At 54.3% G+C, this 19,318-nt stretch carries 21 protein-coding genes and 1 riboswitch; of the genes, 6 read left to right on the forward strand and 15 right to left on the reverse strand.

The genetic code is table 11. The features are described from left to right. Positions 1-163 precede the first annotated feature (163 nt). Positions 164-342, forward strand: a riboswitch (Lysine riboswitch). A gap of 158 nt (positions 343-500) precedes the next feature. Further along, positions 501-1,382: a 4-hydroxy-tetrahydrodipicolinate synthase gene (dapA, locus tag BMX91_RS05805; protein ID WP_092051032.1), complete on the forward strand. Its 882-nt coding sequence runs from the start codon at positions 501-503 to the stop codon at positions 1,380-1,382. 1 nt (position 1,383) lies between these two features. Next, the gene (gene dapB / locus BMX91_RS05810; RefSeq protein WP_092051034.1) at positions 1,384-2,121 is read left to right on the forward strand and encodes a 4-hydroxy-tetrahydrodipicolinate reductase; all 738 of its coding nucleotides are present in this window, start codon (positions 1,384-1,386) and stop codon (positions 2,119-2,121) included. Between the two features lie 306 nt (positions 2,122-2,427). On the opposite strand, the gene parC is transcribed toward dapB, so the two are convergent. Further along, a complete protein-coding gene (gene parC, locus BMX91_RS05820) occupies positions 2,428-4,878 on the reverse strand; it encodes a DNA topoisomerase IV subunit A (RefSeq protein WP_092051038.1) in 2,451 nt (816 codons plus the stop codon). After that, a complete protein-coding gene (gene parE / locus BMX91_RS05825) occupies positions 4,875-6,836 on the reverse strand; it encodes a DNA topoisomerase IV subunit B (RefSeq protein WP_092052101.1) in 1,962 nt (653 codons plus the stop codon). The genes parC and parE overlap by 4 nt, the downstream gene beginning before the upstream one ends. A gap of 264 nt (positions 6,837-7,100) precedes the next feature. Between parE and plsY the strand changes: the two genes are divergently transcribed. Together plsY and BMX91_RS05835 are read left to right on the forward strand one after the other, a co-directional pair. Next, the gene (gene plsY, locus BMX91_RS05830; protein ID WP_092051040.1) at positions 7,101-7,703 is read left to right on the forward strand and encodes a glycerol-3-phosphate 1-O-acyltransferase PlsY; all 603 of its coding nucleotides are present in this window, start codon (positions 7,101-7,103) and stop codon (positions 7,701-7,703) included. A gap of 36 nt (positions 7,704-7,739) precedes the next feature. Beyond that, positions 7,740-8,036, forward strand: a complete 297-nt coding sequence (locus BMX91_RS05835; RefSeq protein WP_092051042.1) for a HesB/YadR/YfhF family protein — start codon at positions 7,740-7,742, stop codon at positions 8,034-8,036. A gap of 14 nt (positions 8,037-8,050) precedes the next feature. On the opposite strand, the gene BMX91_RS05840 is transcribed toward BMX91_RS05835, so the two are convergent. The 3 genes from BMX91_RS05840 to acnA form a co-directional block, all read right to left on the reverse strand. Further along, the gene (locus BMX91_RS05840) at positions 8,051-8,368 is read right to left on the reverse strand and encodes a hypothetical protein (protein WP_092051044.1); all 318 of its coding nucleotides are present in this window, start codon (positions 8,366-8,368) and stop codon (positions 8,051-8,053) included. Next, the gene (locus BMX91_RS05845; RefSeq protein WP_092051046.1) at positions 8,368-8,793 is read right to left on the reverse strand and encodes an acyl-CoA thioesterase; all 426 of its coding nucleotides are present in this window, start codon (positions 8,791-8,793) and stop codon (positions 8,368-8,370) included. The genes BMX91_RS05840 and BMX91_RS05845 overlap by 1 nt, the downstream gene beginning before the upstream one ends. A 124-nt stretch (positions 8,794-8,917) precedes the next feature. Then, a complete protein-coding gene (gene acnA, locus BMX91_RS05850) occupies positions 8,918-11,650 on the reverse strand; it encodes an aconitate hydratase AcnA (RefSeq protein WP_092051048.1) in 2,733 nt (910 codons plus the stop codon). Positions 11,651-12,220: 570 nt separating this feature from the next. Here acnA and BMX91_RS05855 point away from each other — a divergent pair. Further along, the gene (locus BMX91_RS05855; RefSeq protein WP_008298338.1) at positions 12,221-12,472 is read left to right on the forward strand and encodes a GlsB/YeaQ/YmgE family stress response membrane protein; all 252 of its coding nucleotides are present in this window, start codon (positions 12,221-12,223) and stop codon (positions 12,470-12,472) included. 49 nt (positions 12,473-12,521) lie between these two features. On the opposite strand, the gene BMX91_RS05860 is transcribed toward BMX91_RS05855, so the two are convergent. From BMX91_RS05860 to BMX91_RS05880, 5 genes are all read right to left on the reverse strand, one after another. Then, positions 12,522-13,208: a lytic transglycosylase domain-containing protein gene (locus BMX91_RS05860; RefSeq protein ID WP_245744304.1), complete on the reverse strand. Its 687-nt coding sequence runs from the start codon at positions 13,206-13,208 to the stop codon at positions 12,522-12,524. A gap of 45 nt (positions 13,209-13,253) precedes the next feature. Continuing rightward, positions 13,254-13,853, reverse strand: a complete 600-nt coding sequence (locus BMX91_RS05865; protein WP_092051050.1) for an SCO family protein — start codon at positions 13,851-13,853, stop codon at positions 13,254-13,256. Between the two features lie 99 nt (positions 13,854-13,952). After that, positions 13,953-14,081 (reverse strand): YvrJ family protein, encoded by a 129-nt coding sequence (locus tag BMX91_RS05870; RefSeq protein WP_092051052.1) that lies wholly within the window; start codon positions 14,079-14,081, stop codon positions 13,953-13,955. A 70-nt stretch (positions 14,082-14,151) separates the two neighbouring features. Beyond that, positions 14,152-14,370 carry a DUF2922 domain-containing protein gene (locus BMX91_RS05875; protein ID WP_092051054.1) on the reverse strand — a complete coding sequence of 73 codons (219 nt, stop codon included), beginning with the start codon at positions 14,368-14,370 and terminating at the stop codon, positions 14,152-14,154. Positions 14,371-14,408: 38 nt separating this feature from the next. Beyond that, positions 14,409-14,630, reverse strand: coding sequence for a DUF1659 domain-containing protein (locus BMX91_RS05880; protein WP_092051056.1), 222 nt, complete (start codon positions 14,628-14,630; stop codon positions 14,409-14,411). A gap of 117 nt (positions 14,631-14,747) precedes the next feature. Here BMX91_RS05880 and BMX91_RS05885 point away from each other — a divergent pair, with 117 nt between their 5' ends. Beyond that, positions 14,748-15,188 carry a DUF2621 domain-containing protein gene (locus BMX91_RS05885; RefSeq protein ID WP_177168294.1) on the forward strand — a complete coding sequence of 147 codons (441 nt, stop codon included), beginning with the start codon at positions 14,748-14,750 and terminating at the stop codon, positions 15,186-15,188. Between the two features lie 228 nt (positions 15,189-15,416). Here BMX91_RS05885 and BMX91_RS05890 read toward each other — a convergent pair whose 3' ends face one another. The 5 genes from BMX91_RS05890 to BMX91_RS16050 form a co-directional block, all read right to left on the reverse strand. Beyond that, complete coding sequence (locus BMX91_RS05890) at positions 15,417-15,932, reverse strand: CcdC family protein (protein WP_177168295.1); 516 nt, start codon at positions 15,930-15,932, stop codon at positions 15,417-15,419. Continuing rightward, positions 15,925-16,254: a thioredoxin family protein gene (locus BMX91_RS05895; protein ID WP_092051060.1), complete on the reverse strand. Its 330-nt coding sequence runs from the start codon at positions 16,252-16,254 to the stop codon at positions 15,925-15,927. The genes BMX91_RS05890 and BMX91_RS05895 overlap by 8 nt, the downstream gene beginning before the upstream one ends. Positions 16,255-16,300: 46 nt before the next feature. Beyond that, positions 16,301-17,011, reverse strand: coding sequence for a cytochrome c biogenesis CcdA family protein (locus BMX91_RS05900; protein WP_092051062.1), 711 nt, complete (start codon positions 17,009-17,011; stop codon positions 16,301-16,303). A 219-nt stretch (positions 17,012-17,230) separates the two neighbouring features. Further along, positions 17,231-19,024, reverse strand: a complete 1,794-nt coding sequence (locus tag BMX91_RS05905) for an ABC transporter ATP-binding protein (protein WP_092051063.1) — start codon at positions 19,022-19,024, stop codon at positions 17,231-17,233. Beyond that, positions 19,024-19,185, reverse strand: coding sequence for a hypothetical protein (locus BMX91_RS16050; RefSeq protein WP_407640875.1), 162 nt, complete (start codon positions 19,183-19,185; stop codon positions 19,024-19,026). Before BMX91_RS16050 ends, BMX91_RS05905 begins: the two co-directional genes overlap by 1 nt. Positions 19,186-19,318 lie beyond the last annotated feature (133 nt).

The raw sequence follows: 19,318 nt of genomic DNA on the forward strand, positions 1-19,318 counted from the left end.
TGTTTCTGTCCGGACACTTGATTTTCACGGTCCTAACAGCTGTTTTCCGTCTCATAAGTCATGTTCTTTGATCGCTTTCGCTGAAAGTTTGCACAAAACACGTTGCATTCTTTGTTTCTTCATGTTAACGTAGTACACAAGATTCGAAATAACAAAATTAAATAGCAATGGATGAGGAGCAAAGATCATGAGTACCCCGCTGCAACGGCTGCAGACCGGTAGCGGGCGGAAAGGGAGATTTGCCGAAACGGGGTTTGGTTTGCAGACTGTCCCCCGTTGGACTGCATATGAACAATATGCAGGCTGTCATTATTCTCGTAATAATGGAGTGCTTCCACTTGTGACCTCAGGGTCGTGCATCATCGCCTATCACAAGCCGGAAACCTACCGTTTCCGGCTTTTATTTATGCCGATGCATGGGACATTTCATCCATTGTCCGGGCGTTTGTGCCGGAAACCGGGAGACCGGAATACATTATGGATAGAAAGAGGGATTTTACATGACACATCTATTTACTGGAGTAGCCGCTGCAGTCACCACCCCATTCACGAACGAGGAAGTCGATTATAACAGCTTCCGCCGCCACCTGGAGTTTCTCATCGAGAACAATATCCAGGCGCTCGTCATCAACGGCACGACAGGAGAAGGCTCGACGCTCACTGCCGAAGAAAGCAGACGTCTCCTTGAAATTGCAGTAGAAACGGCTGCAGGCCGTGTTCCGGTCATCGCCGGAACGGGTTCGAACTCCACCGCCGAGTCGATCCGTGCTTCCCGCGAAGCGAAGGAGATCGGTGCGGACGGCCTCATGCTGATTACCCCTTATTACAACAAGACGAGCCAGCGCGGCCTGATCCGCCATTTCGAGGCGATCGTGAATGCTGCGGAGCTCCCGGCCCTCCTCTATAATGTCCCTTCCCGCACAGGTATGACGATCACTTCTGAAACGGTGCTCGAACTCAGCCGTCATCCTTATATTGTCGGCTTAAAAGATGCCACCGGTGACCTTAATTACATGTCCCAGGTGCGCCTCGTGACGGATCCGTCATTCGCACTGTACAGCGGAAACGACGATACTGCGCTTCCGTTTACTTCCCTCGGCGGCCAGGGGGTCATCTCGGTTGTGGCAAACGCGGTGCCCGCCCAGTTCCAGGAAATGTACGAACAGACATTCACCAATCTGACGCGTGCACAGGAGCTTCACTACCGCCTGACCCCGCTGATCAGCGCGCTGTCGGTTGATGTGAATCCGATTCCGATCAAGGTGCTCACATCGCACCTCGGCTTCGGCGACTATGAAGTACGCCTCCCTCTCCTGCCGCTGGAAGAGGAGGAGCAAAGCCGCCTGATCCGGCAGTTTGAATCAATGATGATGGAGGTTTGACATGAAATTGCTGCTTTGCGGGTACGGCGCGTCGAACAAACGCGTCGCCGCCCTTGCCAAGGAACGGGGACATGAGATTGTGGGTGTGCTGCTTTTGCGCGGCCAGTCGGCTGACGGCTATCCGGTTTACCGGCCGGATGAACGCCTTCCGGAAGCCGATGCGGTCATCGACTTTTCGCATCCTGTCCTCACGAAAGCCCTGCTTGCTGCGGACACCGGACTGCCTCTGGTGATCGCAACAACAGGAGAAAAGGAAGTTCTGATTGAACAGATGAAGGAAAAGGCGGATCGCCAGCCGATTTTCTTCAGTGCAAACATGAGCTACGGGGTGCATATCCTGACGGAGATTGTCCGCTATGCCACCTCCCTCCTTCCTGCCTTCGATATTGAAATGACCGAGCGCCATCACCGCAAAAAGGTCGATGCACCAAGCGGGACGCTCATCAAGCTGTATGATGCCATCGCATCTGCCCGGCCATCTGTCCATCCCGTGCATGACCGTTCCCAGACGGAAGGCGCGCGTACCGACGAGGAGATCGGCATCCATGCGGTACGCGGCGGCACGATTACGGGAGACCATGAAGTCCTCTTTGCCGGGCACGATGAGACAATCACCATCGCACACCACGCCCAGTCCAAGGACATCTTCGCATCCGGCGCACTTAATGTTGCAGAGCGCCTGATCCATAAGGAAAACGGCTATTATACTTACGATAATCTCGGAATCGGCGATTCCTGAAAAGATTAAAAGCGGAGGGCGCTTGCCCTCCGCTTTTTCTTATGCCTGGTAACATTGCTGCTGCGATTTCGTCATTCGTTTCAATAGTTTCGTCATTCGGCCTTCTGATTTCGTCATTCCACCGGATGATCTCGTCATTGGAGTGCCCGACTGGGGCGAATGACGAAATTGAGCCCGTGAATGACGAAATTGCGGGCGCGAATGCAGAAACCGACCCTATGAATGATGAAACCGGCAACATAATGCTTCAACATAAACTCCCCCTGCCTGCAGCCCGGATGGCCTGCGGACAGGGGGAGTATTCATTTATGCCTGTTCATTTTCTTTAGTTTCCATGTCGACGGCCAGATAGACCGCAGTGACATAACCGTCCTCTTTCTGGTCGACGGCAAAGCTGCCGTTTGAATAACGGTCGGCCATCCGGTAAGCATGAGGCAATACGGGTACTTCCGCATCCTTGTCCGTTCGCAGGATGACGGTGTCCTGTTTGTCGGCGAGGACGACACCTGCAATCCGATGCGGGTTGGATTTGAGTTCTTTTAATGACACGAGTCCCCGTTTTGCACGTGAACCGAGTTCATATTCACTGATCGGCATCCGTTTGACGGCACCCCGATGTGTTGCAAGAATCAGCGAGCGCTCATCATCCGCCGATCGGAGAATGGAAGATACGACATAATCGCCGTCTTTCAGGTTAATGCCTTTGACCCCCGCAGTACGGACACCTGTCGGAGCGACTTCCTCAAGCGGGAAGCGGAGCCCGTAGGTCAGATGGGTAAAGAGCAGCACTTCGTCCGAGGCCCCTGCAAGGTGGACAGACTGCAGGGCATCCCCTTTTTTGATGGACACCGCCTTGTACAAGCGGTTAGTGCGCTTAACCTGATAGTCGGCAAGTGCGGACCGTTTGATGAATCCGCCTTTGGTGACAGTGACGATATCGGTGTCCTCCCTGTCAAATGATTCGATGCCGATTGCGGCAATGATCTCTTCTTCAGGACTCAGCGGGATAATGCTCGAGATGTGCTGGCCGAGGTCTTTCCAGCGGATATCCGGAAGCTCATGGACAGGCTGGGAAATGTAATTGCCGGAAGACGTGAAGAGCAGGAGTGACTGCTGGGTGTTGAGCGTGCCGCCGTACAGCAGCCGGTCGGTCTCCTTCATCTCGAAGTCACGGCCGCCCGATGCCCCGTACGAGCGCTGGCTCGTGCGCTTGACATAGCCGTCTTTCGTGACCGTGACGACGACGTCCTCGCTCGGGATCAGGATATCGAGGTCGACCTTGATTTCCTGGATTTTCGCCTCGATCACTGAACGTCGGGGTTCCGAGAAGCGCTTGCGGATATCTTTGAGTTCGGACTTGATGACCCGCATCAGTTTTTTCTCGGAGCCGAGGATTTCCGTGAGTTCCTGAACGAGCGCTTTCAGCTCTCCTTCTTCCTTTTTCAGCTCGGTGATATCTGTGTTTGTCAGACGGTAGAGCTGGAGGGAGACAATCGCTTCAGCCTGCGGTTCAGTGAAGCTGTACGATTCGATCAGATTGTTTTTAGCGTCCCGCTTGTCCTTGGATGCCCGGATCGTCCGGATCACTTCATCAAGGATGGAGAGGGCCTTCATGAGCCCTTCTACGATGTGCAGACGGTCCTTTGCGCGCAGAAGGTCGTATTCCGAACGCTTCGTGACGACTTCTTTCCGGTGAGCGATATAAGCATCAAGCAGCATGCCGAGCGACATCAGCTTCGGACGGCGTTCATCGATTGCAATCATGTTGAAGCTGTAGCTTACCTGAAGGTCAGTGTTCTTGAAGAGGTATTGGAGTATGGCTTCCCCGTCGATGTCTTTCTTGAGTTCCACGACGATCCGGAGGCCGGTGCGGTCTGATTCGTCACGGACTTCCGAAATGCCTTCAAGCTTGCGGTCGATCCGGAGCTCGTCCATCTTCTTGACGAGATGGGCCTTGTTCACTTCGTACGGGATTTCGGTGATGACGATCTGCTGCTTGCCTCCGCGGATCTTTTCGATTTCGGTCTTCGAGCGGACAATGATCTTTCCGCGGCCCGTCTCGTAAGCTTTTTTGATGCCTTCCGCACCCTGGATGATTCCGCCTGTCGGAAAATCCGGCCCCTGCAGGACGGTCATCAGTTCATCCGTCGTCACGGCAGGATTATCGATCCTCATAAGAACCGCATCGATCACTTCGTGGAGGGCGTGAGGCGGGATATCTGTCGCGTATCCCGCTGAAATGCCCGTCGAACCGTTGATGAGCAGATTCGGCAGCATTGCAGGGAGAACTGTCGGCTCATTTTCGTTATCATCGTAGTTCGGGATAAAGTCTACGGTGCGCTTGCCGATATCACGCAGCATTTCTGAAGCGATTGCGGAAAGCCTGGCTTCCGTATAACGCATGGCAGCAGCGGGGTCGCCGTCGAGCGAGCCGTTGTTCCCGTGCATCTCGATGAGCGGATGCCGGAGTTTCCAGTCCTGGCTCATCCGGACCATGGCTTCGTATACGGAAGAGTCGCCGTGCGGGTGATATTTACCGATGACGTTCCCGACCGTTTTCGCCGATTTCCGGAAGCCCTTGTCGTGTGTATTGTTTTCTTCCATCATTGCGAACAGGATGCGCCGCTGGACCGGTTTCAGTCCGTCCCGTGCATCGGGAAGCGCGCGGTCCTGAATAATGTATTTACTGTAGCGCCCAAAGCGGTCGCCGATGACCTCTTCTAGCGGGAGGTCCTGGTATCGTGCTGTTTCCGTCATGCCTGTTCCTCCTCAGCTGTCTCGGCCGTCAGGAATTCATTTTCTAGGATCGTCGCGCCGTCTTCCATGCCGAAGTCGACGTTGTCCTCGATCCACTTCCTCCTCGGCTCAACTTTGTCTCCCATGAGCGTCGTGACGCGCCGCTCGGATTTTGCCCCGTCCTCGATCGTAACGCGAATGAGTGTACGGGTCTCGGGATTCATTGTCGTATCCCAGAGCTGGTCGGCATTCATCTCGCCGAGACCTTTATAGCGCTGGAGGATATAGCCTTTTCCGACTTCCTGGATGGCTGCATCCAGTTCGCGCTCTGTCCAGGCATAGGCCATCTTCTCTTTTTTGCCGGTGCCTTTGGACACTTTAAAGAGCGGCGGCAGTGCGAGATAGACTTTGCCGGCCTCGATGAGCGGTTTCATGTAGCGGTAGAAGAAGGTCAGTAGCAGCACCTGGATGTGGGCGCCATCAGTGTCGGCATCTGTCATGATAATGATCTTGTCGTAGGCGATATCATCGACATTAAAGTCGGAGCCGACGCCCCCTCCGATCGTGTGGATGATCGTTGAGATCTCTTCATTCTTCATGATGTCCTCAAGCTTCGCCTTTTCCGTGTTGATGACCTTTCCCCGAAGCGGCAGGATCGCCTGGAAGGTACGGTCGCGACCCTGTTTCGCGGAGCCGCCGGCAGAGTCACCCTCGACGAGGTATAGTTCGTTCTTCGCTGCGTTTTTCGACTGTGCCGGGGTCAGCTTGCCGGACAGCAGCATTTCCGAGCGCTTCCGCTTCTTGCCGGAACGCGCGTCTTCCCGAGCCTTGCGGGCCGCTTCACGGGCCTGCTGGGCACGGATCCCCTTGCGGACGAGTGTGGCGGAGAGCTCTGCATGCTCTTCCAGGTAGTACATGAGTTTCTGCGAAACGACGGCGTCTGCCGCCGCGCGCGCCTGGCTGGTGCCGAGCTTGCTTTTGGTCTGCCCTTCGAACTGGAGCAGCGCCTCCGGAACCCGTACCGAGATGATTGCTGAAATCCCTTCGCGGATGTCCGCCCCGTCCAGATTCTTGTCCTTTTCTTTCAGCAGTCCCGCTTTCCGGGCATATTCGTTGAAGACCCGCGTCATCGCAGTCTTGACACCTGTCTCATGCGTCCCGCCGTCCTTTGTCCGGACGTTGTTGACGAAGGACAGAATCGTCTCCGAGTAGCCGTCGGTGAACTGGAAAGCGAATTCGAGCTCGATCCCGTCCTGTTCCCCTTCGATATAGGCTACTTTATGCATCGTATCTTTCTCTTCATTTAAATATCCGACAAACTCCATGATGCCGGATTCATAAAGAAACTCATCCGCCCGTCCGCTTCCCTCATCAGACAGGGTGATTTTCATTCCTTTTAGCAGGAAGGCCGATTCGCGCAGCCGTTCGCTCAGGATTTCATAATTGTATTTTACTGTCGAGAAAATGGTCGGATCCGGCTTGAACCGGAGAAGCGTCCCGCGCTCGCGTGTCTTGCCGATCTCTTCCAGTGTCGTGACGGGATGCCCCCCGCCCTCAAAACGCTGGCGGAACTTCTTGCCGTCCTTGAAGACGGTCACCTCGAGCCATTCAGAGAGGGCGTTGACAACCGATGCGCCGACGCCGTGCAGTCCGCCGCTTGTCTTGTATCCTCCCTGCCCGAATTTCCCGCCGGCATGCAGGACGGTCAGAATAACTTCCGTCGTCGGTTTACCGGTGCTGTGGGTGCCCGTCGGCATTCCGCGCCCGTGGTCCCTTACGCTGACGCTGCCGTCTTTATGGACGGTGACATTGATCTCTTCTCCGAATCCTGCCAGCGCCTCGTCGACCGAGTTGTCGACGATTTCATACACAAGGTGATGAAGGCCGCGTGTATCGGTCGAGCCGATGTACATGCCGGGCCGTTTGCGTACAGCCTCAAGTCCCTCAAGCACCTGGATCGAGTCGTCGTTGTATTTCATGGTTTCTGTAATTTTGGCCAAGAGGATTCCTCCATCAAACGTTTGTTCGTATATGTTCCTATTGTACTTGTTTCGCCGGCTTGTGTCCAACTGCCGGTCCGATAGTCCCGCACTTCATTGTAGACTACTGAAGCCCGCCGTTGCAATGTTTGCTGGGGATTCCAGTCGTTTGACCCTGTATTGAGGGCATTGTGCGTGTGTCTTGGATGATGTAAACTGAGACTGACTGTTAAGACCAACCCTTATATCGAAAAGAGGTTTGCTATGGATACGGCAATTGTGCTTCTCATCGCATATTTACTTGGCTCTGTGCCTTCGGGGCTTTGGATCGGGAAGCTCTTCTACAACAAAGACATCCGTGAATCGGGCAGCGGCAACCTCGGTGCAACCAACACTTTCCGCGTGCTGGGAAAGCCGGCCGGCATTGCGGTCACGCTCATGGACATCTTCAAAGGGACCGCTGCTGTGCTCCTTCTGCTGATACCGGCATTTGCGGATTCGGGCATCCATCCGCTGACACTGGGCATCGCGGCAGTTGTCGGCCATATGTTCCCCGTGTTTGCGAAATTCAGGGGAGGAAAGGCTGTTGCGACGTCCGGAGGCGTCATTCTCGGTTATAGCTGGCCGTTTTTCCTCGTACTGATCGTTTCTTTCCTCGTTATCCTTAAGCTGACGAAGATCGTCTCCCTCACCTCGATGGCAATGGGTGTCATTGCGCTGATTTATGCGATCATCAACTACGTCAGGACGGGCGATCTGTACCTGCTGATTGTCATCATCGTCCTGTCCGCATTCATCTTTTACCGCCACCGGGCGAACATCGGCCGCATCAAGGCGGGAACCGAGCCAAAGGTGAAGTGGCTTTAGTATACTGTAGGGAGACCACGGAAGGCGGTGTGTTCCATGGAGATCAGAATTTCCGATGACGCGCAGAAATGGTTTTATGAAGAAATGGGCTTGGAAGCCGGCGCTTCAGTACGATTCACGGTCCGCTACGGCGGCTCGGGCCTTCAGCCGGGCTTTTCACTCGGGCTGTCGGTGGAAGAACCGGAAAACCCGTCCGCGCAAGCGGAGTCGGACGGCATCACCTATTTTGTCGAGTCCGACGATGAATGGTACTTTGACGGACATGACCTCGTTGTCGGTTATGATGCCGCATTGGACGAACCTGAATACGGATACGAAAAAGAGAAAGCGTGAATCCCGCAGCGGATTCACGCTTTTTGTATACCGGTCAGCCTGAAGCGTTCAATCAGGTCTTCCCTTCCCTCTTTCTTCAGGATTTCATATTCCCTTTCTCCGAACAGGTCAAAGTGCGGATAACGCTCCTTGTGGTCGATCCAATCCGGATGAAGTCCGTACTGCCTGCCCCAGGCTTCCAGCTTCGCCAGATCTGCGCACCCGGCCTTGGTGACGGTCCGGCAGCCCGGAAAACGGTCATCAAGCCAAAAATGCGTCAGGAATGCAATTTCTCCCCTGCTGACGGCTTCTTTCCACTCGGATACTTCCTGCCGCTTGACGCCGAATGCCATCACACAAGCTCCCTGGCGAGTTCCCGGTATTTTGCATCCCATTCCGGATCGGCCTTGCGCAGTCCGACCGGCCGGAACGTTTCCTTATGGACAAGCGTGTGTACGGATTGTCCGGTCGCGGCAACCGTGCCGTCCCCGTGAAGGATCTCATAGCCGTATGTCGTCCGCAGCCGTCCGTGCGACTGGATCCACGTACGGATGATTGCAGATTCCCCGTAGCGCATTGCGTTTTTATAGCTGATGTTCAGGTCGATCACCGGAGAAAGAAAGCCTTCTTCCTCCAGCTTATCGTAGCGGAAGCCGATATCCTCGATCAGTGATGTGCGTCCGATCTCCATCCATACCAGGTAGTTGGCATGGTATACGACACCCATCTGGTCGGTTTCCGAATAACGTACCTTAACTGACGTTTCATTGACATACATCATCTTCACCTCCCTGCCATTATACCGGATAGCAGCCGGCGATGTCCGGAGCAGCATGATCTCGCCGCATACAAAAACAGCCTGGAGAGGATGTCCTCTCCAGGCTGTTGGTCACTCAGTTTGATCAGTTGGCTTTCAGGCGGTTACGGAGAACCATCTGAAGGATGCCGCCGTGGCGGTAGTAGTCAACTTCCACTTCGGAGTCGAAGCGTGCAAGTGCCTGGAACTCCTTGACGGAGCCGTCCGGAGCAGTCGCAGTGACCGTGAGGACATCGCGCGGTTTCACGTTGTCAGTGAGGTTGACGCTGATCGCCTCTTCGCCTGTCAGGCCGAGGGATTCCACGCTGTCGCCCTTCATGAACTGGAGCGGAAGTACGCCCATCATGACGAGGTTCGAACGGTGGATACGCTCGTAGCTTTCGGCGATGACTGTCTTGATGCCGAGAAGGTTTGTGCCCTTCGCAGCCCAGTCACGTGAAGAGCCCATGCCGTAGTCTTTGCCTGCGAGAATCGCGAGGCCCGTACCGTCTTCCTGATACTTCATCGCTGCATCATAGATCGGCAGGATCTCTTTGGTCGGCCAGTAAGTCGTGTAGCCGCCTTCTGTGCCTTTCGCGATCTGGTTGCGGATCCGGATGTTCGCGAATGTACCGCGCATCATGACCTCGTGGTTACCGCGGCGGGAACCGTACGAGTTGAAGTAGCGTGGCTCTACGCCGCGCTCACGCAGGTACTTGCCTGCCGGCGTATCTTTGCCGATCGCGCCTGCAGGGGAAATGTGGTCAGTCGTGATCGAGTCGCCGAACTTGCCGATGACGCGGAGGTCTGCAAGCGTCTGGATCGGGCTTGCTTCCTTCGACAGGCCTTCGAAGAACGGCGGGTTCTGGATGTAAGTCGACTCTGGGTCGAAGTCATACAGGGAGTCATCCGTTGTTTCGATTGCGTTCCAGCGCTCGTTTTCCGTGAAGACATGTTCGTATTCTTTGCGGAAGAGGTCAGGTGTGACCGTCTTCTCGATTTCAGCCTTCACTTCTTCAGTGGATGGCCAGATGTCTTTCAGGAAGACGTCCGTTCCGTCCGCAGCGCGTCCGATCGGCTCTTTCTCGAAGTCGATGTTCACTGTGCCTGCGAGGGCATAAGCGACGACGAGCGGAGGCGAAGCCAGGTAGTTTGCCTTGACGAGCGGGTGGATCCGGCCTTCGAAGTTCCGGTTACCCGAAAGGACGGAGGATACGAGCAGGTCGTTGTCCATGATCGTCTTTTCGATTTCCGGAAGAAGCGGACCGGAGTTACCGATGCACGTTGTGCATCCGTAGCCGACTGTGTTGAAGCCGATCTGGTCAAGGTACGTGTTGAGACCTGCGGATTCGAGGTAGCCTGTAACGACTTTCGAACCTGGTGCGAGCGACGTCTTGACGTATGCCGGCGGGCGGATGCCCTTTTCGACCGCTTTTTTCGCAACGAGTCCGGCGCCGAGCATAACGTAAGGGTTCGACGTGTTCGTGCAAGATGTGATCGCTGCAATCGCGAGGTCACCGGTCTTCATTTCGACTGTGCGGCCGTCTTCGAACTCGACTGTGCCTTTTTTGTCGATTTCTTTTTCGCTCAGACCGAAGCCTTGGTTGCCCATCGGAGCCGTGATCGCCTTGTTGAACTCTTCCTTCATGCGGGACATTGGGATGAGGTCTTGAGGACGCTTAGGGCCCGAAAGGTTTGGCTCGATTGTGGAAAGGTCGAGTTCGACCGTGTCTGTATATGTCGGGTCCACGTTGTCTGGAGTGAAGAACATATCGTTTTCCTGAAGATATTTCTTCGTGACTGCGATATGTTCTTCTTCACGGCCTGTCAGGCGCATGTAGTTGAGGGATTCTTCGTCAACCGGGAAGAAGCCGCAAGTTGCGCCGTATTCAGGTGCCATGTTGGCGATGGTCGCACGGTCCGCAAGCGGAAGTTGTGCGACGCCAGGGCCGAAGAACTCGACGAATTTGCCGACAACGCCCTTTTCGCGGAGAAGCTGTGTGACACGGAGTGCAAGGTCAGTTGCCGTCGCGCCGTTCGGAAGGTCGCCAGTCAGCTTGACACCGATGACTTCCGGAAGCGGGAAGTACGAAGGCTGGCCGAGCATGCCGGCTTCCGCTTCGATACCGCCTACGCCCCAGCCGAGAACGCCGATCCCGTTAATCATCGTCGTGTGGGAGTCGGTTCCGACGAGCGTATCCGGATACGTTTCGAATGTGCCGTCTTCGTTTTCGATTTCGTGTACAACACTTGCGAGGTACTCGAGGTTAACCTGGTGGACAATCCCTGTTGCCGGAGGTACGGCACGGTAGTTATCGTAGGCCTTCTGTGCCCAGTTCAGGAACTGGTAACGCTCTGCGTTGCGTTCGAACTCAAGTTCCATGTTCAGGCGGAGTGCTTCTTCCGAACCATAGCGGTCTACCTGTACAGAGTGGTCGATGACGAGATCAACCGGGATCTCAGGGTTGATTTCATCCGGGTTTCCGCCGAGGTCCGCCATCGCCTGGCGCATGGAAGCGAGGTCGACGACGACCGGAACACCTGTGAAGTCCTGAAGGATGACGCGGGAAGGCTTGAATGGCACTTCCGCGGACGGGTCTACATCCGTGCCCCATTTTGCAAGGTTTTCAACGTGCTCATCTTTGATAACATAGCCATCGTGCTGACGAAGGACAGATTCCAGCAGCACTTTGATGGAGTAAGGCAGGCGTGATACATCAGCGATGCCTGCATCCTGCAGAGCCTTCAGACGGTAGTAGTTGTACGTCTTGCCATTCAGCTCGAATGACTGGCGGCTGTTGTGCAGATTGCTTTTAACTTTTTGCGTGCTCTTAGCCATTGCTTTTCCTCCTCTATTTCTGCGTGAAAAGACGGATGGATCCACTTTTCTCTCCCTTATCTTATCGAATCCTGTCCGATAAGTAAATTACATTATGTTGATTGAAGGATATAAGGAAAACGAATCACTTTTGACGGAACCATTCAGAAAATGAACATTCCGCTTCAGTAAATGCTACTCTTTGACTCGTTCGTTACTTTTTCGAATACATGAAAAATCCGGCCACCCATACGGATAACCGGATTTCCATCTGTGTTTTTTTGGCTTCAGTAGAAGCTGAGAAAGTCATAGGCAAGGGAAACGACGAACAGACTGTGCACCAGGGCAAACAGAAATGCGTGGCGGTCAAGAACCTTCATCCGTTCCATGTCCATCGCGTCCATCTCCTTATTGCTTTTCTCGATTATAAAGGAAAGAGATTGATATTTCAATATTTAAATCATTCAGAATCCATCTTTTTCTAAGGTTTTTTGTATTTGATTGGGGCATATTAGGTTTTAGCCCGAACACTTTTGGATATATAAAGTACTGTAACGGCATTATAAAAATTTTAGAAGGAGTGAAGGCAACATGGAATTCTTAATGTATCTGATCGTAGGCGGAATCATCGGCTGGCTCGCCGGTATGATCCTCGGGAAAGACATCCCTGGTGGCATCATCGGCAACATCATTGCAGGTATCATCGGTGCTTGGATCGGTGGTGCACTATTCGGTGACTTTGGACCGGATGTTGCTGGCATCGCCCTGATTCCTGCACTGATCGGCGCACTGATTCTTGTGTTCGTCGTCAGCTTTATTCTTAAAGCTATGCGCAGAGCTTAATTGAACAAACAAAAAAGAGGGCCGGAAACGGTCCTCTTTTTGTATGCCTTCATTTTCCTGTGATTTCATCTGATCGTTGCTCGTAGTCCCTGTAGAACGACATGACTTCCTCCACGTAGCGTTCACTGTGATTATAAAGGAAGACTGCCTGCTCCAGCTCCCCTTCTGCCGCCCCGTTCCTGGAAAGGTAACTGGCGGCGCTGTAGAGAGAGTCGCTCAGGCTGAAGGGATCCGCCTTCCCGTCCCCATCGGCATCGAGTCCATAGCCCCCGTAGGATCGGATGGCTTCCGGATCAGTCTTCACTTCTTCCGGGATGTCCCCTCTGCCAAGTTCGGAACAGCTCGGGTGCGACCAGCCCACCCATGTGCATGGCATGAACTGCATATGGCCTTCCGCGCCTGCCGGAGAAACGAGGGGATCCATCGTGCTGAACCGGGTCTCCACCCGGTGGTGGGCAGCAAGAAGCGTCCACGGAATCCCGTATTCATCCGCTGCTTCTTTATAGAGCGGCACGTAGTTCTCCGGCACTTGGATGTCGAAAAGCCTGTCCGGCGTATGGGCTGCATATTCGTTCAGTTCCCGGATAAACGGAATGTCCCGGATCGCTGACCAGAAAAGGGCCGTCATCATATAGACAACAATCAGCGAAGGTATAAGAAAGATGAGTGCCGCAATGAGGCATCCGCCTTTTCGCAGGCGTTTACGCTTCTTCTTCATATTTAACCGTTTGCCCATCCTTGTTCCCCTTCCACGGCAAAAGCCGGCTTGCGCCGGCTTTTTTCAAGATCCCGCCTTGATCAATGCTTTCATGTCTTCAACAATGATATCATGCGGGACTTCCATATAACCATCATAGCTCTTGACTGCTTTTCCTTCCTGGTTCACAAGGAAGAACGAGGAAGCGTGTGTGACCTGGTCCGAATCCTGCGGAGGTGCGATGACCGGAACTTTAAATGACTTTACCGCCAGGTCGGCGATATCGTCCATGGTATATCCCGTCAGCATTTCCCATTTGGACTGATCCGAGACTTCAAAGGTATCCAGGTACTCCTGAAGCTTTTCCGGTGTGTCGAATTCGGGATCGACGCTGAATGAAACGATCTTGTAATCTTCAACGCCTGCCTCGGCCAGGTGATCCTGGACTTCCGCCATGTTGAACATCATTGGCGGGCAGACCGATGTACAGTTGGTAAAGACAAACTGGGCGAGCCATGGCTGGCCTTCCAGGTCTTCCAGCGAGACGGCTTCACCGTGCTGGTTCGTGTATTCAAACGGCTTAACATCCCATGAGAAATCCCCTTCGAATTTCCCTGCGTTGCACGCTCCGAGCACAAGCGCAGCCAGGATGAAAAGCGCTGCTGCTGCCGTGAGTTTCTTCATCAGCAATACCGCCTTTGCTTCATCATTTATCTTTCATCTTATCGGATACCGGTGCGGCCTTCAACATCAGTTGCCCCGGTTTTCCGACAATCCGATGAACTATCCGGCCTTCAGCGACACGAGTGCATCATGAATGGCGGTCAGCTTGGTCTCCACCCGGTGCATCAGATAAAACGATACGAAGATCGGGAATCCGAGATCCTGGATAAACGTCATCCAATCCTGCATAAAGGTGTCCACCTTTCCGTTATTTCCCCAACCAAAACAAGGTTCCCCGGCAAGGCCGGGGAACCGTGGATCACGCAGTGATGATATCCGTCACGCCGCGGGAAACAATCCGGGCGGCTTCGGCCGACTCGGCCGGATGCCCATCCGTGCCGAACACGCCGCTTGCGATGACTTCGTCCATCGCCTGGCGTACCTCCGCTTCCGTGAGGCCTTCCCTGGGTTTGTCCACAGTGAGGGTCATCCGCTTTCCTCCGGCCGTCTTGAATACAAGTTCCAGTGTCTGGTTCATCCTCTTCCCCCCTTTCTTTTATCCGCCTGATGATGCGGTCAGTATTCCGTGATTTCTGCGGTCTCAATCTTTTCCGCTGCGATGTACGGGTAATCTGACAAGCTTCCGAGCGCACTTACCACAGCAGCCAGAGACTCCGCGTCAGCCGACCCGGACACATTCCGGTACGTTTTCAGCTTGACTACGGGCTTTCCATCCCCGTCCAGGCCGGCGTCAAAGTGGAGCCGGATGGATGCGTTTTTGAAGACGATGTTTGCCATGTTTTCTCCCCCCTTTCACCCGTTACATAGGGCAGTTTGGTGAAAAGAATACAACGGAGATGAAAAATATCGGCCGCGGCCTTATAATTGTTGGAGAATGCAAAAGAGGTGAGAGTGTTGCTGGAAGGCTGGTTTCTCTGGTTTATCCTGTTCTGGGCGGTTGTCCTGATCGGCCTGTTCGCGATCGGCGGATATTTCATGTTCCGCAAGTTTCTGAAAGCCCTGCCGAAGGAAGACGGACGGTCAACGCTCGACTGGGAAGAGTATTATGTCAATAAATCGCTTCATCTGTGGACGCCTGAGTCCAAGGAAATGCTGAACGAGCTCGTGTCACCGGTGCCGGAACTGTTCCGACCGGTCGCCAAGCAGAAGATTGCCGGCAGGATCGGGCAGCTTGCATTGCGCGAAAAGGCGAAACGGATCGAGTTCGACCATATTATCCGCGGCTATATCCTCGCGACACCGAAGCGTGACCATAAATTCCTCAAGAAAAAGCTGGAAGAGTTGCAGATTGATGATACGCCGTACAGGAATCTGTACCAGTTCAGCAGGGATTGATGACAAAAGCGCAAGCGCCCGTTCAGCAACGTACAAACTGGAGCACTTGGTAATGAGATAAAGGAAACACGGTGAAGAACGAGGCGATGTTGACTGATCGCAATGAAGAAGTGTGAAGTTTGCGAGTTGCTGGGCGCTGGAGCTGGATGGTGCTTGAGCGGAAATCATCATTTATCTGCAGTGTAAATTTAAAACCGCCATTCCGGAATTGACCGGGATGGCGGTTTTTCATGCTGCCGCCCCGATGCGGGACTGCAGCTTTCTGTATTTCAGATACATGGCAATACGCCATGGCAGGATCATGCCGAACGCGAGAAGGAAGAACATCCCGGCCAGTTCTCCGACATCGATTGTGCTGCTGAGGACCAGCTTTCCGGCCACCCTCAAGATGAGCAGGCCGGCAAGGATGAATATAAATGCCTTTGAGGGCTTCAGATAGATTTCCCCTCCACTTTCCTCAAACCTGGATGTTCGGATAAGGAGGATTGAAAACAGGGCTCCGACAGCCAGCGCCTCGAATACATGCGGCCAGGCGACGCGGAACGGCTCGAAAAGGAACATGAGCGCGCCCGTCGACATCATGACCGGGGGCAGGATGATCTTTTTGGCGCTTGCAGGGCGGTTCGAGGCCCTTGAGCGCATGATCACCGCACCAAGACCCGCCATCGCAAAGATCACCGTGGAGCCGATGATCAGGATGGGCGCGGGAATATCGGTGAATATCCCGTTGATAAAGTCATTCATACTGTCCACCCGCCTGCTCGAGTTCGTCCATCCGGTGCTTCAGATCCGCCATCGGGACGAAACGGGCAAAGCGGGCGAACTCCCGGCCTTCCTTGAACAGGAGAACGACCGGTGCGGTGAAGAGGGACAGCTGTCCCGCCAACTCAGAAACTTGGGCGGCATTAGTCAGATAAAAAGGAAATGCGTATTCTTCTTCAAGGGCGGCGACCTGCGGAAGCAGGCCTTCGCAGACCGAGCAGTGGTCGGTCTTAACGAAGAGGAGAAGTGTACCTTCCCCCTCAAGCGTTTCGATCCACTCATCGAAAGTATGGATTTGTTCCATTGCCGAATCCCTCCTCTCTTGCGGCAATGCTGATGTCTTCATGATATCAGAACCCTTGGAAATCGCCGAAGATCGGGCTCAGCCATCCGATGATCATCGTCATACCGTCAAAGAACAGGAGAATCCCGACAAAGATCATAACCCATCCGCCGATTTTCATGATGATGTTGCTGTATTTCCGGATGACGGCAAGCTTCGTGATAAAGAAAGACAAAATAAAGAACGGAATCGCAAAACCGAATACATAGGCGAGCATATACCACATGCCGGACCCTGGGTTCTGCCCGGCCAATGCGATGATGGCACCGATGATCGGGCCGCTGCACGGCGTCCATCCCGCAGCGAATGCCAGTCCGATCACCGCAGAGCCGAAATAGCCGGCCGGCCGGTTCTTGAACTGGATCTTCCGCTCCTTCATGAGGAACTCCGGCGTCAGGAGCCCGACAATCATCAGGCCAAATGCAACGATGAAGATGGCGCCGATCTGCCTGAGCAGATCATCATACCTGACGAAAAACGAACCGATGAACGAAGTGCCGAATCCGAGGGCTATGAAAATGGCCGAGAAGCCCAGCAGGAAAAAGACTGTATGCAGGATCCCGCTCTTCGACATTTTTCTCTCGTCCGATTTTAGGTCATCGAGTGACATGCCCGTGATGTAAGAGATAAATGCAGGATATAGCGGCAGCGTACACGGGGAGATGAAACTGAGGAAGCCCGCTCCGAATGCCAGTAGGATATTGAGGTCTGCCGACACGACAATCCCCCTTTCTGTTGCTGTCCTTATACTATCAGAATCCGCAGGGGTTTTCGCCATTCCTGTCTGTGACAGTTTGTTGTCTTTATAACATATTCCCGCATGCGGAAAGGATGTCACCCGGAAAGAAGCGGATAGTGAACAAAATAAGCAAATGGCAGGCGGTGGACCGCTGCCATTTGCTTATTGGGTTATTCGTTTTTTCGGCATTGCTTCCGATCAGCTGATTTCATTTCCTTCCAGGATGCCGTTCTGGAGACGGAACATTTTGTGGTAAAGGCCGCCTTTTGCCAGGAGTTCCCGGTGGGTACCGCGCTCCACAATCTCGCCCTGATGAAGGACGAGAATCAGGTCCGCGTCCTGGATGGTGCTGAGTCGGTGCGCGATGGCGATCGTCGTCCGGCCTTTCCGCATTTGTTCCAAGCCTTTCTGGATTGCGACTTCAGTCTCGGTATCGATATTCGCCGTCGCCTCATCAAGGATCAGGATCTTTGGTTTCTTGACCATCGTACGGGCAAATGCGATCAGTTGCCGCTGTCCGCCCGAGAAGGTCGAACCCCGCTCCGTCACCTTCTGATCATAGCCGTCCGGCAGGCTCCGGATAAACGGGTCCGCCTGGACAAATTCGGCAGCCGCGCGCACCTCGCCGGGATCGATCGACTCATCAAAGAGCCGGATGTTGCTCCCGATGTCTCCGTAGAAGAGGAATGGATCCTGCAGGACGAGTCCGGTCTTTTCCCGGAGCTCCGCCTTCGGAAAGGACTTGATCGGCCTGCCGTCGATCAGGATCTCGCCCCGTTCGAATTCGTAGAAGCGCATAAGCAGGTTGATGATTGAGCTTTTCCCGGAACCCGTGTGGCCGACAAGCGCCACCGTCTCCCCGGGATTGGCGGTGAAGCTGATGTTTTTCAGAACATCGTTTTCCCTGTCATAGGAAAAGGAGACATTCCTGAACTCGATCTTCCCTTCATCGATTCGCGATTCCCCTGCCTGCGGCTGTGCCGGTTCCAGTTCCGGATCGTCCATGAGGCGGAAAACCCGGTCAGCCGCGACGATGGCCTGCTGGAAGATCGACAGGCGTTGCATGACCTGGTTAATCGGTTCGAAAAACCGGTCGATATAGGTCACGAACGCATAGATGACCCCGATCTCGACAGGTTCGCTGAACGATGTGATTCCGAAGTAGGACAGGAGCAGGATGATTCCGAGTGCGTAGACGATATCAACTGCGGGGCGCAGCAACAGTCCGTCCAGCTTGATGTTGCGCATGCCCGCCTCGTAGTGCTTGTCATTGATCTCCCCGAATTCTTCCCTGAACCGCTTTTCCTGCCTGAACACCTGGACCATACCCATGCCGTTCAGGGATTCGGCGATTTTGCCGTTTAGCTGGCTCAGCCGCTCCCGGAGGTCCTGATAAAACTCGGAACTATACTTCCGGTAGATCCACATGATGAGGAAGATGAGCGGCAGCAAGAGGAGTGACAGCATTGCGAGCCGGACATCAAGCACGAACATCGCGATGTAGACACCGATGATGAGCAGGCTGCTCTGCAGGAAGCCGACAAGCACATCGACGAACATCTCGAGGATCGCTTCGGTGTCGTTCGTCACCCTGGAAACGGTGCCTCCAGCCGGCGTCTTGTCAAAATACCGCATCCCGAGGCGGTGCACCTTCGTGAACGCATCAATCCGGATCTGGCGGACGATGCGCAACGCGATCTCCTGGAATTTCAGAAGCTGGACATAGCCGAACACCGCGTTCAGCACGAGGATGCCCAGATAGGCACCGGCAAGGATCATGAGCGGACGTTCCGGGAAGTTGGCCGGTGTCAGGTAATCATCGATGAAGGTCTTGATGAGATATGGCCCGAGAATGTCCCCGAGTACGGTCAGTCCGAGCAGGAGGAGGGCTGCCACGGCCGCCCCCCGGTGCGGGCGGATGTAGCGGAGCAGCCGCATGAGGACGCGCCACTGGTCGCGCCCGCTCAGTTTCTGCTGTTCAGGTGCTTCCATCATGCATCCCCTCCCTGTTCGACGAGTGCTTCCAGCTGCTGGAGCCGGTACATCTCATGATAAAGCCCGCCCAGTGCCATCAATTCCTCATGAGTGCCCTTCTCCGCGATCGTGCCATCCTCCATGACGATGATCTGGTGGGAATGCTGAATGGCGCTCATCCGGTGGGAGGTGATGATTGTCGTCTCCTCCGTGCGTGTTTCCTTGAGGGCAGCAAGAATCGCCTCCTCCGTCCGGGCATCCACCGCGGACAGCGAGTCATCCAGGATGAGCAGCTCCGGCTCCATGAGCAGG

The organism is Bhargavaea ginsengi, assembly GCF_900109165.1.
Lineage (GTDB): Bacteria > Bacillota > Bacilli > Bacillales_A > Planococcaceae > Bhargavaea > Bhargavaea ginsengi.

Coding starts and splice junctions, on each gene's coding strand:
- dapA (WP_092051032.1), top strand. CDS start 501: ATGACACATCTATTTACTGGAGTAGCCGCTGCAGTCACCACCCCATTC.
- dapB (WP_092051034.1), top strand. CDS start 1,384: ATGAAATTGCTGCTTTGCGGGTACGGCGCGTCGAACAAACGCGTCGCC.
- parC (WP_092051038.1), bottom strand. CDS start 4,878: ATGACGGAAACAGCACGATACCAGGACCTCCCGCTAGAAGAGGTCATC.
- parE (WP_092052101.1), bottom strand. CDS start 6,836: ATGAAATACAACGACGACTCGATCCAGGTGCTTGAGGGACTTGAGGCT.
- plsY (WP_092051040.1), top strand. CDS start 7,101: ATGGATACGGCAATTGTGCTTCTCATCGCATATTTACTTGGCTCTGTG.
- BMX91_RS05835 (WP_092051042.1), top strand. CDS start 7,740: ATGGAGATCAGAATTTCCGATGACGCGCAGAAATGGTTTTATGAAGAA.
- BMX91_RS05840 (WP_092051044.1), bottom strand. CDS start 8,368: ATGGCATTCGGCGTCAAGCGGCAGGAAGTATCCGAGTGGAAAGAAGCC.
- BMX91_RS05845 (WP_092051046.1), bottom strand. CDS start 8,793: ATGTATGTCAATGAAACGTCAGTTAAGGTACGTTATTCGGAAACCGAC.
- acnA (WP_092051048.1), bottom strand. CDS start 11,650: ATGGCTAAGAGCACGCAAAAAGTTAAAAGCAATCTGCACAACAGCCGC.
- BMX91_RS05855 (WP_008298338.1), top strand. CDS start 12,221: ATGGAATTCTTAATGTATCTGATCGTAGGCGGAATCATCGGCTGGCTC.
- BMX91_RS05860 (WP_245744304.1), bottom strand. CDS start 13,208: ATGGGCAAACGGTTAAATATGAAGAAGAAGCGTAAACGCCTGCGAAAA.
- BMX91_RS05865 (WP_092051050.1), bottom strand. CDS start 13,853: ATGAAGAAACTCACGGCAGCAGCAGCGCTTTTCATCCTGGCTGCGCTT.
- BMX91_RS05870 (WP_092051052.1), bottom strand. CDS start 14,081: ATGCAGGATTGGATGACGTTTATCCAGGATCTCGGATTCCCGATCTTC.
- BMX91_RS05875 (WP_092051054.1), bottom strand. CDS start 14,370: ATGAACCAGACACTGGAACTTGTATTCAAGACGGCCGGAGGAAAGCGG.
- BMX91_RS05880 (WP_092051056.1), bottom strand. CDS start 14,630: ATGGCAAACATCGTCTTCAAAAACGCATCCATCCGGCTCCACTTTGAC.
- BMX91_RS05890 (WP_177168295.1), bottom strand. CDS start 15,932: ATGAATGACTTTATCAACGGGATATTCACCGATATTCCCGCGCCCATC.
- BMX91_RS05895 (WP_092051060.1), bottom strand. CDS start 16,254: ATGGAACAAATCCATACTTTCGATGAGTGGATCGAAACGCTTGAGGGG.
- BMX91_RS05905 (WP_092051063.1), bottom strand. CDS start 19,024: ATGGAAGCACCTGAACAGCAGAAACTGAGCGGGCGCGACCAGTGGCGC.
- BMX91_RS16050 (WP_407640875.1), bottom strand. CDS start 19,185: ATGAGCGCCATTCAGCATTCCCACCAGATCATCGTCATGGAGGATGGC.